The organism is Sphingobacterium thalpophilum (assembly GCF_038396785.1).
Lineage (GTDB): Bacteria > Bacteroidota > Bacteroidia > Sphingobacteriales > Sphingobacteriaceae > Sphingobacterium > Sphingobacterium thalpophilum_A.
This window is the reverse complement of record NZ_CP151087.1, coordinates 883,813-901,075: the sequence shown is the minus strand read 5'-3', so window position 1 is coordinate 901,075 and position 17,263 is coordinate 883,813. Positions and strand designations below refer to the sequence as shown.

The 17,263-nt window shown below is 40.6% G+C and carries 12 protein-coding genes and 1 tRNA gene; 8 read left to right on the top strand and 5 right to left on the bottom strand.

Annotated elements, in window-relative coordinates; all coding sequences use genetic code 11:
- Positions 1 to 84: 84 nt before the first annotated feature.
- Positions 85 to 450, bottom strand: a complete 366-nt coding sequence (locus AACH28_RS04160; protein ID WP_149525777.1) for a transposase — start codon at positions 448 to 450, stop codon at positions 85 to 87.
- A gap of 146 nt (positions 451 to 596) precedes the next feature.
- Between AACH28_RS04160 and AACH28_RS04155 the strand changes: the two genes are divergently transcribed.
- Positions 597 to 872 (top strand): hypothetical protein, encoded by a 276-nt coding sequence (locus tag AACH28_RS04155; RefSeq protein WP_341832319.1) that lies wholly within the window; start codon positions 597 to 599, stop codon positions 870 to 872.
- Between the two features lie 33 nt (positions 873 to 905).
- Entirely contained in the window at positions 906 to 1,889 is a 984-nt protein-coding gene (locus AACH28_RS04150) for a transposase (RefSeq protein ID WP_286767918.1), read from the top strand.
- A 149-nt stretch (positions 1,890 to 2,038) separates the two neighbouring features.
- Here AACH28_RS04150 and AACH28_RS04145 read toward each other — a convergent pair.
- Positions 2,039 to 2,125, bottom strand: a tRNA-Ser gene (locus tag AACH28_RS04145).
- Positions 2,126 to 2,252: 127 nt separating this feature from the next.
- Positions 2,253 to 4,370: an HD family phosphohydrolase gene (locus AACH28_RS04140; RefSeq protein WP_088161752.1), complete on the bottom strand. Its 2,118-nt coding sequence runs from the start codon at positions 4,368 to 4,370 to the stop codon at positions 2,253 to 2,255.
- A 148-nt stretch (positions 4,371 to 4,518) separates the two neighbouring features.
- Between AACH28_RS04140 and rpe the strand changes: the two genes are divergently transcribed.
- The 4 genes from rpe to AACH28_RS04120 all read left to right on the top strand — a co-directional run bounded on the left by rpe (position 4,519) and on the right by AACH28_RS04120 (position 11,769).
- A complete protein-coding gene (gene rpe, locus AACH28_RS04135) occupies positions 4,519 to 5,199 on the top strand; it encodes a ribulose-phosphate 3-epimerase (RefSeq protein ID WP_341832318.1) in 681 nt (226 codons plus the stop codon).
- A gap of 360 nt (positions 5,200 to 5,559) precedes the next feature.
- Positions 5,560 to 8,322 (top strand): bifunctional aconitate hydratase 2/2-methylisocitrate dehydratase, encoded by a 2,763-nt coding sequence (locus AACH28_RS04130; RefSeq protein ID WP_341832317.1) that lies wholly within the window; start codon positions 5,560 to 5,562, stop codon positions 8,320 to 8,322.
- Between the two features lie 50 nt (positions 8,323 to 8,372).
- Positions 8,373 to 10,637, top strand: a complete 2,265-nt coding sequence (locus AACH28_RS04125) for an aconitate hydratase (protein ID WP_341832316.1) — start codon at positions 8,373 to 8,375, stop codon at positions 10,635 to 10,637.
- Positions 10,638 to 10,896: 259 nt separating this feature from the next.
- Positions 10,897 to 11,769 carry a hypothetical protein gene (locus AACH28_RS04120; protein WP_046672928.1) on the top strand — a complete coding sequence of 291 codons (873 nt, stop codon included), beginning with the start codon at positions 10,897 to 10,899 and terminating at the stop codon, positions 11,767 to 11,769.
- A gap of 93 nt (positions 11,770 to 11,862) precedes the next feature.
- Here AACH28_RS04120 and AACH28_RS04115 read toward each other — a convergent pair whose 3' ends face one another.
- Positions 11,863 to 12,699: an MBL fold metallo-hydrolase gene (locus AACH28_RS04115; protein ID WP_145326875.1), complete on the bottom strand. Its 837-nt coding sequence runs from the start codon at positions 12,697 to 12,699 to the stop codon at positions 11,863 to 11,865.
- Positions 12,700 to 12,980: 281 nt separating this feature from the next.
- Here AACH28_RS04115 and pckA point away from each other — a divergent pair, with 281 nt between their 5' ends.
- On the top strand, positions 12,981 to 14,600 hold the full coding sequence (pckA, locus tag AACH28_RS04110; RefSeq protein ID WP_341832315.1) for a phosphoenolpyruvate carboxykinase (ATP): 1,620 nt from the start codon (positions 12,981 to 12,983) through the stop codon (positions 14,598 to 14,600).
- A gap of 82 nt (positions 14,601 to 14,682) precedes the next feature.
- Here the strand turns inward: pckA and ppk2 are convergent, their stop codons facing one another.
- On the bottom strand, positions 14,683 to 15,492 hold the full coding sequence (gene ppk2, locus AACH28_RS04105; RefSeq protein ID WP_145326873.1) for a polyphosphate kinase 2: 810 nt from the start codon (positions 15,490 to 15,492) through the stop codon (positions 14,683 to 14,685).
- A gap of 556 nt (positions 15,493 to 16,048) precedes the next feature.
- Here ppk2 and AACH28_RS04100 point away from each other — a divergent pair.
- Positions 16,049 to 17,224, top strand: a complete 1,176-nt coding sequence (locus tag AACH28_RS04100; RefSeq protein WP_341832314.1) for an MFS transporter — start codon at positions 16,049 to 16,051, stop codon at positions 17,222 to 17,224.
- Positions 17,225 to 17,263 lie beyond the last annotated feature (39 nt).

Below are 17,263 nucleotides of genomic sequence, written 5' to 3'. Positions count from 1 at the left end.
TCCTGGAAACCGCTCAGTTTATTGCGGTAGTATCTCCTTAGTTTACTGGCTGATATCCCATAGAATGAACTGATGGTCTGAATGCTATGAGCCTGGTTGTCCGCTGATACCTTTTAAAAAAGCTGCGAAATCCTGTGTGATGCGCGTCCCTTTGGCTACTAGTTCCCAATTTCTGTAGACTACTTTATCGGTATCCTGGTTGAGCCACCTGCGGCGCTTGACATGAAGATAGACCTGCATGCCACGGATAGGAAAATCTTGAAGGGTAACGGGTTCGAAAAACCCCTTGGAAATCAACTTCTGGCCTTGATATTCTTCAGGTGTATTATTGAGTTCCTCCAGAAAGATATCCAGTCTTTTTTCTTCTTTGGAATAGTGGGTCATCTCAAAATAATCGGAAACTCCTTCGGGAATAATTAAGGGCATTAACGCGTTAAAAGATTCGTGCATCTGTATAAATATCAAAGCACAAATATCTAATTATTTTTTATGGATCAAGCTGAATTCTTGGGGGGAATGTCAAAAATTTCTTAGTTTAGCATCCTTAATACAGATATCCCTTGCAATAAGCCGAACGTAAATTACTGTCCCTATTGATGCCCGAAGGGCTATTGGAATACTTTCAGATTTTAGAAGTCGATCAGGTTGACAATCAGCTCCACATTTATTTAGATGAGCTTAATATTGCTCCGACAGGCTATCAGAACAGCAAGTTGGAGTCAAAGGGCTTCATGCCTTCCACTGAGATTTCAGACTTTCCCATTCGAGGCCAGAAAGTTACGCTACATATCCGCCGTCGTCGCTGGACGGTCTGGATACCGGAGAGATCATCACAAGAGATTGGAATCTGGTGCGTGAGGGTGCTCGAATGACTACGGAATTCGGGCTTTTTTTAAAGAAGATATTTGGATAATCATCCTGTAAGCGCCCAATTGGTAGGTCTGTTCTTCCAAATGGACGGTAAGCAACTACAGGATCAATACAAGAACCATCTCAGTGACTTCCAGGACTGGGACCAAAAGCCACACGCAGAGCAATGGACCCTTTTTCCTGATAACATATCGGAACACCTGAGCATCGATGAGACCAGCTTTAGCAACGGTGAACTTTACACGATCGTAAGCAGTAAATCAGCAAAGGGCAGGAAGGGAACCATATTGGCTACCATAAGAGGGACAAAGGCGGAAGATATTATTGCTGTATTAGAGCGCATTCCACTTAAACTAAGGAACAAAGTTAGGGAAGTAACGATGGATATGGCCCCCAATATGGCAAAGGCTATCCGTAGGTGTTTCAGAAATGCCAGAAGGGTTATCGATCGGTTTCATGTACAAAAACTTGCTTATGATGCTGTTCAGGAACTCCGTATCAAATACCGATGGGAAGTCTTAGATGCAGAAAGCAAAAAAATAATGGAATCGCGAAAACGGGGTATCCCATATGACCCCGAGTTGTTGCCTAATGGTGATACGCTCAAACAGCTATTAGCTAGGTCGAGACACCTCCTGTTCAAGCATCCAAGTCGATGGTCGGAAAGCCAAAAACGCCGTGCAGAACTGCTGTTCATCAGGTTTCCCAAGCTAAAACAGGCTTATGATCTTGGAGTTGCCTTAGGTGACATCTTCAATAAATGCAGGGATAAAAAAGTTGCTTTCACAAAGTTAGGACTGTGGCACAACCAGGTTGAGAACGCGGGTATTGCTTCATTCGAGAGTGTCGCAAGATCCATTGCAGCACATCATCAATACATTCTCCACTACTTCGACAATAGAAGCACCAATGCATCCGCAGAGTCCTTCAATGCAAAACTCAAAGCTTTCAGGAGCGTCTTCCGTGGAGTAAGGGATACAACATTCTTCCTGTACAGAGTGATGAAATTGTATGCTTAAAAATGATTACCCCCCAAACTTTCGGTATGATCCTTTTTTATCCCCTCCACAACTTTTGTACATGATCCGGTATGATCCGTTTTTGGTGCTGCTTTCCGCCCAGAAACAAAAAAAGCGCTTTCTGAATCCTCTGAAAGCGCTTTTGTCTGCGGAAGAGGCGGGATTCGAACCCGCGGTACCGTTTCCAGTACGACAGTTTAGCAAACTGTTCCTTTCGGCCACTCAGGCACCCTTCCTCGTTTTGACATTGCAAACATAAGGCAATTATTTGATTCTGCAAAGTCTAAATACTAAAAAAAATGCAAAAAAAATGTAACGTTGCAATAAGCGTTTGAAATTCAATTTGTTGTTTGACAATTAAAATTACATTGTTTTTTTGCTTAAATCATAATCTACCCGAACATGGTAGATACTTTTGAGCATTGCCTTAAAAATAACTGCAGATTCGGTGATATCTTTTAGCGTAATGTTACTATTATTGAACTGCCCCCGCATCAATTTATGTTCGATAATTTTATCGACAAGGTTATTGATAGACTCTTCAGATGGTTCTTTTAATGCACGGGATGCGGCTTCGACCGAATCCGCCATCATGAGTACAGCTGTTTCCTTGGAAAAAGGAATAGGGCCGGGATAAGTAAATAAAGACTCGTCAACCAGTTTGTCAGGGTTGTTCTTGACAAAAACGTTATAAAAATAGTCAACACGCGTCGTTCCGTGGTGTGTGCGGATAAAATCAAGGATCACGTCAGGCAATTGATGTTTTTTGGCAATATCGACGCCTTTGATGACATGTGATATAATAATCTGCGCACTTTGTTCCGGTGAAAGCTCATCATGCGGATTTTTTTCTGTCTTCTGATTCTCGATGAAAAACTGGGGGTTTGTCAATTTCCCGATATCGTGGTACAGGGCTCCGGCGCGGACCAACAGCGGATTCCCGCCAATTTTGTAGATAGCGGCTTCGGCTAGATTAGCCACCTGTAAGGAGTGCTGAAATGTTCCCGGAGCTTTAAAAGATAGTTCACGCAGCAACTTGGAGTTACTATTGGTAAGCTCCATGAGTGTTAGATCAGATACAATACCAAATAATTTTTCGAATGCATAGATCATTGGATAAGCTAATAAGGTAATCATGACACTTACGAAAAAGGGAAGAAGGTCAGACCAGTAAATGGTGTCTATAGATCCATTTCTCGTGACGACCAAGCCAATGTAAGCAATCCAATAGGTACCGAGGATGATAGCCGAGGAAATGAACAGCTGCTCCCGTTTCACTAATGTTTTAATACTATAGATCGCGACAATGCCCGCCATAAATTGTAAAAAGACAAACTCAAAACTATTCGGTACAAAAAGCCCCGCAAGCAGAACCATCAACAGATGGATATTGAGTGCTACACGTGTATCAAAAAGAATACGAATAATAATGGGGACGGCGCAAAATGGGATGTAGTAGAGATTAGGAATCTTGATTTTGATCGCCCAAGATAGGACAGCGAGCATACCAATGATCACAATCATGATAATGACCAGCAACCTATTGTTAAAATAGATGTCCTTACGGAAAAGAAAAAGGAATACCATCAAAATAGACAGGGCAAGCGAGATAATCAGAAATTGCCCAAGGGTCACATAATTTTGATTTCCGCTGATCTTGCCTTCATCTTCATATACCTTACGAAGCGACTCGAGTTTCTGGTACGTCTCATTGGATATGATTTTCTCCTTTTCAGCGATCAGTTCTCCTTTTTGGACCACACCGCGCGTAGCCGATATGTTTGCAATGGCATTTTGTTCTAAAGCTTCTGTTTGTTGATCGTTGTAGATGTAGTTAATGGTAATGTAATTTTTTAAAGTTTCCTCCAGCCAGCTCTTTTGCTTTATCTTGGTCAATTTGGGCATAATTTCATCCATATAACCATAAGAGCTTTCGATGGTGTAACAGTCGGCCGTGTTTTTTTGGCTGGCAACTTTGTCCTGTATCAGTGTAAAGTTGTAATGCTTGGAAGCCGGGGATTTGTCATTGCTGCGGTTCTGGAACCGATTGTTCAATGACAGAATGCCTTTGCCATAAAGATGGCTTAAGATGGCATTACCGGCATTTCTATAATCTACTATATTTTCATGCGTTGTATCCAATTTGCTGCTTTGCCACTTTTCGGCCAGATCCGTGTTGAACTGATCAATTTGCTCTTTGCTTGTTGTCGTATTGGCATTATAAATCGGTTGAATCGTGTTTAAGATACTTTTCTTGTCCGCATTCAATTCCTCCTGCGTTTTTAATATGGCAAAATTATAGGGTGATATCAGATTCTCATGATTCCATACTTTTCCCTTTTGGAATTCATAGCGAAAACGAGGCTGTTTGGGAAGGAATATACAGATCAGAATAATGGTGATAAGTATTAATCCAATTTTTCGGACGAGGTTCTCCGTTGTATTTAATTCTCTTCTGTATTTTATTTTTAGTCTTCCCACGGTGAGCTGTATTTTATTGTCATGTTAATATACAAATGTAATTATAATTATTTTCTGCAGCTTCAGCCAATTGTCGTTTATAGGTATTAAATCGGGTAAACGCTGTGATGAACCAAAAATACTTGTTATCTTTGCAAAAAAATACAACATGTCAACAAAATCACATCTAATTGCACCATCCGTTCTTGCTGCAGACTTTGCAAAATTATACGATGATATCATCATGGTAAACAACAGTGAGGCAGATTGGTTTCATATTGATATTATGGATGGTGTTTTCGTTCCAAATATCTCTTTTGGATTTCCAGTTATGCAGGCTATTGCAAAACATGCTGCTAAACCTTTGGATGTACATTTGATGATTGTTGATCCAGACCGTTATCTGCAGGTATGTAAAGACTCGGGTGCAGCAATCATTACCGTGCATTATGAGGCCTGTACACATTTGCATCGTACACTGGCTGCTATTAAAGAATTGGGCTGTAAAGCAGGCGTTGCATTGAATCCACATACGCCAGTAGCACTTTTAAAAGATGTTCTTGCGGATCTCGACTTGGTTTGTATTATGTCGGTCAATCCAGGGTTCGGCGGTCAGAAATTTATTCCAAATACCTATGCCAAGGTACAGGAACTAAGGTCCATGGCACAGGGAGTGAATGATGGTCTGCTGATTGAAATCGATGGGGGAGTAACGACTGCGAATGCAGCACAGTTATTGAAAGCCGGAGCCGATGTGCTGGTGGCAGGTTCATTTGTATTCAACGCGACAGATCCTCTGGAAACCGTGAAAGCATTAAAAGACATTGATATAACTATAGATAGTATATAAAACGAAAAGGTGATTTAATAACATAAATCACCTTTTTTTTTGAAAGAAATAAATACAATATAGCGGATTTCAAAAAAAGATGGCAGGATTGCATAAATGCTGTTTAGAACAATTCCAAATTGATTTAAATAAATGGAATGCATGCGTTTAAAGTTGGATTTTCACTATTTTTGTAATTAGTCATACAAGTTGATTTACGACAAATAGATCAGCTTCAAAACATGAAGTGGAAGGGCTAATTTGTGATTTGTCAGGGAGGACCCGATAGATGGCGTATTTGCTTAATTATATTACAGACATGGCGGTTTAGAAAGACATAGGTGTTTTTATGCTGCCCATAAAATAGAAAGATAGATATCTATGAGTATTTACAACGATTACGTACAAGAGGTTGTAGAACGAGCAGGCCAAGGATTACATCCTAAGCCTATTGACGGAGCAGAATTACTAAGTGAGGTAATTGCTCAGATTAAAGATTTAAACAATGAAAATAGAGCTGAATCTTTAAGATTGTTTATTTACAACACGTTGCCGGGTACTACGCCAGCAGCGGGTGTTAAAGCACAATTCCTAAAGGAAATTGTTTTGGGTGAATCAGTTGTTGCTGAAATTACACCTGATTTCGCTTTTGAATTGTTGTCACATATGAAGGGTGGTCCTTCAATCAAGGTTTTATTGGACCTGGCTTTGGGTACAGAACTAGCTATTGCAAAACAGGCGGCTGAGGTTCTTAAAACACAAGTTTTCTTATATGACGCGGATACCACTCGTTTGAAAGAAGCTTTTGAACAAGGCAATGAGGTTGCAAAAGATATTTTAGAAAGCTACGCAAAAGCAGAGTTTTTTACAAAACTGCCTGAGGTTGCTGAGGAAATTCAAGTGGTTACGTTTATCGCTGGTGAAGGTGATATCTCGACAGATTTATTGTCGCCAGGTAACCAGGCGCACTCGCGTTCAGATCGTGAATTACATGGAAAATGTATGATCACACCTGAAGCACAACAACAGATTGTTGCCTTACAGGCGCAACACCCTGGTAAAAGCGTTATGTTAATTGCTGAGAAAGGAACAATGGGCGTGGGATCATCTCGTATGTCGGGTGTCAACAACGTTGCACTATGGACCGGTAAACAAGCGAGCCCTTACGTTCCTTTTGTCAACATTGCACCAATTGTTGGTGGTACGAATGGTATCTCACCAATTTTCTTGACAACAGTGGACGTAACCGGAGGTATCGGTATAGACCTTAAAAACTGGGTGAAGAAAGTGGATGAAAATGGCAACGTAATCCGTAACGAGAAAAATGAACCAATCCTTGAAGAAGCTTATTCTGTTACTACAGGTACTGTCTTAACAATTAATACCAAGACTAAAAAATTATATAACGGCGAGCAGGAGCTAATCGATATTTCGAAAGCTTTGACTCCTCAAAAAATGGAATTTATTAAAGCAGGTGGTTCTTATGCTATTGTCTTTGGTAAAAAGATCCAAACTTTTGCAGCGGAAACTTTAGGTATTCAAGCGCCAGCAGTATTTGCCCCTTCAAAAGAAATTACAATTGAAGGCCAGGGTCTAACAGCAGTGGAGAAAATCTTCAATAAAAATGCGGTAGGTGTAACGCCAGGTAAGGTATTACATGCTGGTTCTGACGTGCGTGTGAAGGTGAATATCGTTGGCTCGCAAGATACGACAGGTTTGATGACTGCGCAGGAGTTAGAGGCGATGGCTGCTACAGTAATTTCGCCTACAGTAGATGGGGCTTATCAATCGGGTTGTCATACGGCATCGGTTTGGGATAAAAAAGCACAAGCGAATATTCCAAAACTGATGAAATTTATGAATGACTTTGGATTGATCACAGCTCGTGACCCTCAAGGTGTATATCATTCGATGACAGACGTTATTCATAAGGTATTAAATGATATTACAATTGATGAATGGGCGATCATTATCGGAGGTGATTCACATACCCGTATGTCTAAAGGTGTTGCTTTTGGTGCTGACTCTGGTACGGTGGCGCTAGCTTTAGCGACAGGTGAAGCTTCTATGCCAATCCCAGAATCGGTAAAAGTTACATTTAAAGGCAGTATGAAAGAACACATGGATTTCCGTGATGTGGTTCATGCTACACAAGCACAGATGCTGCAGCAATTTGCTGGCGAGAACGTTTTCCAAGGCAGAATTATTGAAGTTCATATCGGAACGCTTTTAGCCGATCAGGCATTTACTTTTACTGACTGGACTGCAGAAATGAAGGCGAAAGCTTCTATTTGTATTTCACAGGATAATACATTGATCGAATCATTGGAGATCGCTAAAAACCGTATCCAGATTATGATCGATAAAGGCATGGAAAACAAAAACAACGTTTTGCAAGGCTTAATTGACAAGGCGAATAAACGTATTGAGGAAATTAAATCTGGTGCTAAGCCTGCTTTAACTCCAGATACCAATGCGAAATATTATGCAGAAGTTGTTATTGATCTGGATATCATCGAAGAACCAATGATTGCTGATCCGGATGTGAATAATGCGGATGTTTCCAAACGTTATACACACGATACAATTCGCGACCTTTCGTACTACGGTGGAAACAAAAAGGTAGACTTAGGTTTCGTCGGTTCTTGTATGGTTCACAAAGACGATTTGAAAATCGTATCGAAGATGTTGAAAAACATTGAACAGCAAAAAGGTGTCGTTACATTTGAAGCTCCTTTGGTCGTTGCAGCTCCAACGTACAATATCATTGATGAACTGAAAGCGGAAGGCGATTGGGAATTCTTACAAAAATACTCTGGATTTGAATTTAGCGATGCTTTACCAAAAAGTACCGCACGTACTGAATACGAGAATATTATGTATTTGGAGCGTCCTGGTTGTAACCTTTGTATGGGTAACCAGGAAAAAGCAGCTAAAGGTGACACGGTAATGGCTACTTCAACGCGCTTATTCCAAGGACGTGTTGTTGAAGATAGGGATGGTAAAAAAGGGGAGTCTTTATTAGCATCCACTCCAGTTGTTGTTCTTTCAGCGATCTTGGGCCGTATTCCGAATATCGAAGAATATAAAGCTGCTGTGGAAGGCATTAACTTAACAAAGTTTGCGCCTATTCCAACAAAATAATGAGTGATTAGGGTTTAGTAACTTAATTAAACAATATAAATTAGAGAGATATGGCTTTTGATATAGATATGATTAAAAAGGTCTATAGCCAATATGACGAGCGCATTACTGCGGCTCGTCAAGTGGTTAACAAACCTTTGACTTTATCTGAGAAAATTTTGTATGCCCACCTTTGGGACGGCAATGCTACTGAAGATTACAAACGTGGCGTTTCATACGTCGACTTTGCTCCAGATCGCGTTGCTATGCAAGATGCAACTGCACAGATGGCATTATTGCAATTTATGCAAGCTGGGCGTCCAAAGGTAGCAGTTCCTTCTACTGTACACTGTGATCACCTGATTCAGGCGAAAGAGGGTGCGGATAAAGATTTGGCTCGTGCTAAAAGCGAAAGTTCTGAAGTATTCAACTTTTTGAGTTCAGTATCCAATAAATATGGTATCGGTTTTTGGAAACCCGGAGCTGGTATTATTCACCAAGTCGTTTTGGAAAACTATGCGTTTCCAGGCGGTATGATGATCGGTACAGACTCGCATACGGTGAATGCCGGTGGTTTAGGTATGGTTGCGATCGGTGTGGGTGGTGCTGATGCGTGTGATGTGATGGCAGGTTTGCCTTGGGAGCTTAAATTCCCTAAGCTGATCGGTGTAAAATTGACAGGTAAGCTCAGCGGATGGGCTGCAGCAAAAGACGTGATCTTGAAAGTCGCAGGTATCTTGACTGTAAAAGGCGGAACAGGTGCTATCGTTGAATATTTTGGCGAAGGTGCGGAGTCGCTATCGTGTACAGGAAAGGGAACAATCTGTAATATGGGCGCTGAAATTGGTGCAACAACCTCAACTTTCGGTTATGACGAATCGATGGAACGTTATCTGCGCGCTACGGGTCGTGCCGAAGTAGCTGATGCGGCCAATGCTATAAAACAGCATTTGACTGCGGATGCTGAGGTCTATGCTGACCCAGAACAATATTTTGATCAGTTAATTGAAATCAATCTGTCTGAATTAGAGCCTTCTCTAAACGGTCCTTTTACACCAGATTTGTATACACCAGTTTCACGCATGCGCGAAGAAGCTGAAAAGAATGGCTGGCCATTGCAAGTGGAATGGGGATTGATCGGTTCGTGTACAAACTCTTCTTATGAAGATTTATCCCGTGCTGCCTCCATTGCAAAACAAGCAGTTGATAAAGGATTGATTACAAAAGCTGAATTCGGTATTAATCCAGGGTCAGAGCAAGTGCGTTTTACGGCTGATCGCGATGGTTTGCTGAAAACTTTTGAAGATCTCAATGCGACAATTTTTACAAATGCATGTGGTCCATGTATCGGTATGTGGGATCGTGTAGGGGCCGATAAACAAGAGAAAAATACAATCGTTCATTCTTTCAATCGTAACTTTGCAAAACGTGCAGATGGTAATCCAAATACCTATGCCTTTGTTGCATCGCCAGAATTGGTAGCAGCGATTGCGATTTCTGGTGATTTGGGTTTCAATCCGGTAACTGACACTTTGACAAACAACAAGGGTGAACAAGTGAAGCTGGATCCACCTGTGGGGGATGAGTTGCCAACAAAGGGATTTGCGGTAGATGACCCAGGGTACCAAGCGCCAGCTGCTGATGGTAGTTCGGTGGTGGTTGATGTAGCACCTACTTCTGATCGTCTTCAATTGTTGGAGCCTTTTGCTCCATGGGAAGGTACAGATTTGAAAGGGTTGAAACTATTGATTAAGGCGAAAGGTAAATGTACTACTGACCATATTTCTATGGCTGGTCCTTGGTTGAAATACCGTGGTCACTTGGATAATATCTCAAATAACATGTTGATTGGCGCCTTGAATTTCTTCAATGAGAAGACTGATAGCGTTAAAAATCAACTTACAGGCGAATATGGTCCTGTTCCTGCAACACAGCGGGACTATAAAGCACACGGTATTGGTTCAATTGTAGTCGGTGATGAAAACTACGGTGAAGGTTCTTCCCGCGAGCATGCTGCGATGGAACCTCGTCATTTGGGTGTTCGTGCTGTTTTAGTTAAGTCTTTTGCCCGTATTCACGAAACGAACTTGAAAAAACAAGGTATGTTGGGATTAACGTTTGCAAACAAAGACGATTATAACAAGATTCAGGAGAATGATACCATTGATATTATCGGTCTGACAGAATTTGCTCCAGGTAAACCATTAACGCTTGTGTTACATCATGCTGATGGTACTTCGGAAGAGATTTTGGCGAATCATACCTACAATGCGCAACAAATCGAGTGGTTTAAAGCCGGTGGAGCTTTGAATATCATCCGCAAAAATCAAGGATAATAATTCTTTAGAAATAAAATGAAAAGCTGCTTTCCTGGAAATGGGAAGCAGCTTTTTTTTGAAAGTGTCTGATGTTATTCGACAGAAAGAACTTGCTAGTTTGCTTTAACTGCTCTCGGTGCTTGAGAAGTCAAGAAGGTTTGTTTTTTAAATCGAATGATATTTCTGTGATCTTCGTCATATTTTACCAATTTCCATTGATTTTATTTGCTTATAAAATAGAATGCCGGTACTTTTGCCCAACGTTTTTAGCACCGATATGAGAAAAATATTTTTAACGATTGGAGCACTTGCATTAAGTGTTTCTGCCTTATTTGCCCAAGAAAATCCTGAGATAGGAAAAAGCATTTTCAAACCGAAAAATTTGAGAACAGAAAGTAACAAGGGCAAATTCTTCTTCTTTTGGGGGTACAACTTCTCTTCTTACGCGAAATCAGATATTCATTTTACGGGTCCTAATTATGACTTTATACTCCATGATGTAAAAGCGGGTGATAGGCCAACTAAATTTGGTTCGACGTATTTTGATCCAAGCCGGTTAACTATTCCACAATTTAATCTGCACTTCGGTTATTATATCAAGGATAATTATTCCATTTCATTGGGATGGGACCATATGAAATATGTGGTCGATATTCCGCAGCAGGTGAAAATTTCGGGTTTTATCGGTGAAGAGATTTCTAATCCTGGTATCCCGACGGGAAACCGCGCCGGTCAATATAACGGTGAATTGATTACTGTAGACTCTGCTATGCTGACATTTGAGCATACAGATGGTTATAACTTTGCCTCAGTAGGTCTGGAGCGTTATGATGACATCATCAATAATCGCAAAGGTCAACAGGTGCTGACAATGGAATCTGGTGTGGATGTAGGTCTATTGATTCCTCGTTCCGACGTGCATCTTTTTGGCGAAGGGGCCAACCACTTTTGGAACATTGCGGGGTATGGTGCTTCGGCAAAAGTTGGTTTGCACTACCGTTTTTATAAAGGACTCTATCTTCAGGGGAACTTCAAAACGGGCTGGACTGATTTAACAAACATTCGTACAACAGGAAGAAGAGGGGTAGATAAAGCATCCCAACAAATATGGTTTTTTGAGAATTATTGGGCTTTGGGCTTTAGATTCTAAACATATTCATGAAACAAAAAAAGGCTACTTTCAAAGTAGCCTTTTTTGTTTATCCTTTTTCATATCCTATTTGATCTTCTTTAAAAAGACCAGCTAAATCTCGCCTAGTTTGAAAATATCCTTTACCCGGATACCTTTTTCAGTACGTTGAAGTGTACAGCATTCATGTATGGGATCGTGTTCGAAAAATAAGATGTATTCATTATCGACGATCTCATTCCAATAGCTGTTGCGTTCCTCCATGGTCACGAGGGGTCTGACATCATAACCCATAACATAAGGAATGGGAATATGTCCCACCGAAGGCAATAGATCCGCCATATAGAGGATTGTTTTGCCTTTATACTGTATCTGTGGCAACATCATAGCTTCTGTATGGCCGTGTGCATAACGGATAGCGATATTGTTTCCAAAAGGATTTTGATGATCTTCGACAAATTTTAATTGTCCGCTCTCCTGTATCGGTAAAATGTTCTCTTTTAAGAAAGAAGCTTTTTCGCGCGGGTTAGGATCGGTCGCCCAAGACCAATGGTCACTATTGCTCCAAAAATGAGCATTTTTAAAAGCCGGAACCAGCTGTTCACCTTCGCGCACTATAGCGCCGCCGCAATGGTCAAAGTGTAGGTGTGTAAGGATGACATCGGTGATATCGCTTCTGTTAAATCCAATATTTTTTAATGATTTATCCAGCGTTGCATCGCCGTGAAGATAATAATAGCTGAAGAATTTTTCATTCTGTTTGTCTCCCAGTCCTGTATCGACCAGCATTAATCGATTACTGTCCTCGATGAGGAGCAGGCGGTTTCCCCAGGTACACATATTGTTTGAGTCGGCCGGGTTTGTTTTGTTCCAGATACTCTTTGGAACAACGCCAAACATTGCACCGCCATCGAGTTTAAAAAATCCCGTTTCTATAGCATGTAATTTCATTCGCAGATGATATGTCTTTTAATGATCTGTTTTTACCTTATTAATATTTGTAAAGCTTGGAACAATTTACGAAAGATATGTGATATTTTTTGATGGTGATAAATTGATGTGCTAAAAAAATATGCTAAAAAGTTTAATTTTTTTTACCTCTATAAGTTGCTGTTAATGAGTGTTTTGTTTTTGTGTTTTTTGTACAATAAGCTTGATTTTTAGGTAATTAAGTTTTGTTTTTAGCGAAAAATGCCTTTAAATTTGGGCACATTTTAAAACAAACAAAAAATATGAAAAAGGGTAACATTGGAAACGCGCCTGATTTGAAATATTTAAAAATTGATAGTACAAAAAATGTATTTTATCAATTGCCTGTTTCTGAATTGGTCGAACATGCCTTAGCAAATCACGAAGGTCGACTTTCTGATACGGGAGCACTCGCTGCTGATACGGGAAAATTTACTGGGAGATCGCCAAAAGATCGGTTTCTGGTCGAAGATTCTTTAACAAAAGATAGCGTTTGGTGGGGAGAGATCAATCAACGGATGTCTCCGGCTAATTTTGAAGCACTATTTTCGAAAGTAGCTGCTCACTTAAGTGATAAAATCATCTATGTAAGAGATTGTGCTGCAGGGGCTGATCCAGCTTATCAAATAGATTTGCGTGTTGTTACGGAGACAGCTTATCAAAGTATATTTGCCAATAACCTGTTTCTGCGTCCGGAACCAAATTTGGATGCTCAGCCTGCTTGGTCGATTTTAGCTGCCCCGACGCTGCTTATCGAAGAGCCGCATCAATATGGCATTATCAACGAAAATTTTGTTGCGATTGATTTTACAAAAAAGATAGTTCTGATTGCAGGGACCGGTTATACAGGGGAGATTAAAAAGAGTATTTTTTCAATATTGAACTTTATTTTGCCATTTCAGCATAATGTGCTTTCTATGCACTGTTCGGCGAATACTTCGAAAGAAGGGGAGACTGCTTTGTTTTTTGGACTTTCGGGTACAGGGAAGACGACCTTGTCAGCTGATAGAAATAGAAAGTTGATCGGTGATGACGAGCATGGATGGAGCGAAAAGGGAATATTCAATTTCGAAGGTGGCTGCTATGCCAAATGTGTAGGTTTATCGGAGGACAAAGAGCCTGAGATTTTTCACGCAATTCGTTTTGGGTCTCTGCTTGAAAATGTTGTTTTGGATGAATTTGATCGACCTGATTACAACGATATTAGCAAGACGGAAAATACCCGCGTATCCTATCCAATAGATTTTATGGAAAATGCCGAAATGAGCGGTATTGGTCGTGAACCTGAAAATATTTTTTTCCTGACGGCAGATGCTTTTGGTGTACTTCCTCCCATTTCATTGTTGACCATCGATCAGGCAGTATATCATTTCGTTAGTGGTTATACAGCAAAGGTCGCGGGTACAGAGGTAGGGGTAAAGGAGCCTACAGCAGCATTTTCAACCTGTTTTGGACAGGCATTTTTGCCGCTTCATCCTTCAAAATATGCGGCTTTGCTGCGTTCAAAACTAGAGCAAAATCGCAATATCAAAGTTTGGTTAGTGAACACGGGCTGGATTGCCGGTCCTTACGGAATAGGCAGACGTATTAAGCTAAATTATACGCGATCGCTAATTCGAGCAGCAATAGATGGTTCACTGCTGGAGTCTCACTTCAACAAGCACAATATTTTTGGACTGGAGTATCCAACGAGCTGTGGAGAGCATGTTCCTGCACAAATTTTAGATGCGCGAGGCTTATGGAACAATGACGAGGCTTATGACATGCAGGCAAAACGCCTGGCGAAGCTGTTTATTTCGAATTTTGAAAAATTCAATGATGAGATGCCACCCTCGGTGCACGCAGCAGGACCTAAAATAGAAACTACAGTTCTGGTGTCCTAATTCGTTCTGCCATTATAACAAACAGGAGGAAATACTTTTCCTCCTGTTTGTTATAATTGTACCTTTCCTAATCGACAGACCTTTAATCGTGTTTTGTGACGAAAGAATCTATTTTTTCCTGTTCACTTCCAACAAGAGCATTGATAATAAGTCTGAAGGACGCCAGGCGAGCCTTTTTCTTATTATCTTTCGCGATTTCTAGCCAAGGCGATTTTTTTGTACTTGTCTTTTTAAATAAATCCTCAATATAGCCCGTATATACATCCCATTTCTCCTGTGCCTGCTGGTCTAGCACACCGATTTTCCATTGTTTTAGGATATCTTCTTTTCGCTCTTTTAACCTTTCGGCTTGCTCTTCTTTGCTGACGTTCAGGAATAATTTGATAAGGATGATGCCATCATCGATTAACTGCTTCTCAAATTCAGGGACCTGGTTCATAAACAGCTCATGTTGCTCCTTGGAGCAAAATCCAAATACAGGTTCAACAACAGCTCTGTTATACCAGCTACGGTCAAAAATCACAATTTCGCCGGCATTAGGGAGCTGTTTGATATATCGTTGAAAATACCATTGTCCGGCTTCCTCTTCGGTTGGTTTGGGCAATGCAACAACGCGTACCTTTTTGGGATTTAGATATTGGGTTATGCGGCCTATTGTACCACCTTTACCCGCAGCGTCCCTACCTTCAAAAATAATAAGGACCCGTTTTCCTTTTTCAATGATTTCATATTGAAGCTTTAAGAGCTTGACTTGAAGCTCGTAAAGTTCTTTCTCATAATCGTAAACATCATTGAATTTTTTTATTTCCAGAATGCCATGTTGTTCCAGATAGTTTAAAACATCTTTGTTTTCGTGGATCTTCTGAAGTTCATTTAAATCGTACTCTGCCATATGATATTTATTTATATGTTCGTTTTCCTAAAGTTACTTATTGAATTGTTAAAAAATGTCAAATTTCACATAAATCCGTAAGAGCTGCGTAATAATAAGCTTATGGTTTACGTTTAATATTCAAAACAGCGAAAGAGGCTGTTTGTATAAATTAGACTTTTCATAAATTTAGGTTAATAATTGGTTAGGTTAGCTCGGAGTTCCCCACTTCGAGCTTTTTTTGTGAACAGGATCGGAGGATCCCTGACAAGAACACGAAAAATTATGGTTTTTGCCACGCTCAAATAGAGTTTAATATTAATCTCTTCTAAACGTTAAAAAATGTTAAATGACTATTCTTGTTATAATGAATTCAAAAATGTGGCGTTTTCATTACAAATACTTTTCATAAAATAGGTTAATATATGGCTAACGAAAGCTCAGAGTTCCCCACTCTGGGCTTTTTATTTTTCAGCTTCCTTTTTTGACTTGCAGACTCTTTTTTTGACTTGAGTCAATGTTTAGCTTTTTGATCCGCGGCATATTTGCACTCGAAATATAGTTAAACAAAAAATTTATGAGTGTAATTTTAGAAAAAGGACAAACAATTGGTTTCTACAAAGCCATAATTCCCATTATTGTATCGGTATTTGGAGTCTATTTGACTATTGGAATTGCTTTGGGGCTACTTCCGAAGTTTGTTGAGGAGAAATTAGGATACGACAGTTTTATTGTTGGTTTGGTTATTGGTTTGCAATCGCTCGCGACACTTCTTACACGCGCTTACTCGGGTAAAATTACCGATACGAAGGGTGCTAAGAAGAGCAAGATGTCGGGCGCTATTTTAGCTGTTCTAGCGGGATCAGCCTATGTTTTAGCTGTTTTTTTTCAATTTAGCAGCGGTACAGCGCTTGCATTGCTTCTTTTTGCCAGGGTAATGCATGGTATTGCAGAAAGTTTTCTGGTCACAGGAGCGCTTACTTGGGGCATCGGGTTGGTTGGACCGGCGCAGTCCGGAAAGGTGATGACCTGGAACGGTATTGCGATGTATGCTGGTATCGCTATCGGCGCCCCCCTAAGTATTTGGTTGGGACGAGTATCCGGAGACCTTTCCGCCTGTTTTCTTATGTTATTATTGCCAATGATGAGCTGGCTAGCCACGATAAAACTGCCAGCTGTAGCCATTGATAAAGACCATATCCGTACACCGTTTTATAAGGTGATAGGGGCGATTTCTGGACAAGGGCTTAGCCTGGCATTCTCTTCCATGGCATTTGGCTGTATTGCGTCCTTCATTGCCTTGTTCTTCAAGGCAATGAATTGGGGGGAGGCTTCATTGGCGTTTATGGTTTTTGGGACATGTTATGTGTTGACCAGAGTGTTCTTTGCATCATTTCCAGATAGATTTGGCGGTCTTAAAATAGCTTTGATATCATTGTTTATCGAAGTTCTGGGACAAGCGCTGATCTGGACTGCCACATCCAAAATGCTTGCAATAATAGGCTGCGGACTTACAGGTGTAGGGTTTTCCCTGGTATTCCCGGCTTTGGGTGTGCTAGCCATAAAAAAAGTTGCACCGCAGATGCGTGGTACAGCACTTGGAGCTTATGTTGCGTTTGTGGATTTGTCGCTGGGACTGGCAGGACCATTGGCGGGAATGATCGCGGGCTCGTTTGGTTATCAGTCGGTCTATTTATTTGGGGGAATCAGCTGTCTGCTGTCTATCCTTATATTGATCTGCAACAGGAAATAAGCTTACGGAAATTCACAGCATGTTGCAGCAAAGAATTTC

Coding starts and splice junctions, on each gene's coding strand:
- AACH28_RS04160 (WP_149525777.1), bottom strand. CDS start 450: ATGCACGAATCTTTTAACGCGTTAATGCCCTTAATTATTCCCGAAGGA.
- AACH28_RS04155 (WP_341832319.1), top strand. CDS start 597: ATGCCCGAAGGGCTATTGGAATACTTTCAGATTTTAGAAGTCGATCAG.
- rpe (WP_341832318.1), top strand. CDS start 4,519: ATGTCAACAAAATCACATCTAATTGCACCATCCGTTCTTGCTGCAGAC.
- AACH28_RS04130 (WP_341832317.1), top strand. CDS start 5,560: ATGAGTATTTACAACGATTACGTACAAGAGGTTGTAGAACGAGCAGGC.
- AACH28_RS04125 (WP_341832316.1), top strand. CDS start 8,373: ATGGCTTTTGATATAGATATGATTAAAAAGGTCTATAGCCAATATGAC.
- AACH28_RS04120 (WP_046672928.1), top strand. CDS start 10,897: ATGAGAAAAATATTTTTAACGATTGGAGCACTTGCATTAAGTGTTTCT.
- AACH28_RS04115 (WP_145326875.1), bottom strand. CDS start 12,699: ATGAAATTACATGCTATAGAAACGGGATTTTTTAAACTCGATGGCGGT.
- pckA (WP_341832315.1), top strand. CDS start 12,981: ATGAAAAAGGGTAACATTGGAAACGCGCCTGATTTGAAATATTTAAAA.
- ppk2 (WP_145326873.1), bottom strand. CDS start 15,492: ATGGCAGAGTACGATTTAAATGAACTTCAGAAGATCCACGAAAACAAA.
- AACH28_RS04100 (WP_341832314.1), top strand. CDS start 16,049: ATGAGTGTAATTTTAGAAAAAGGACAAACAATTGGTTTCTACAAAGCC.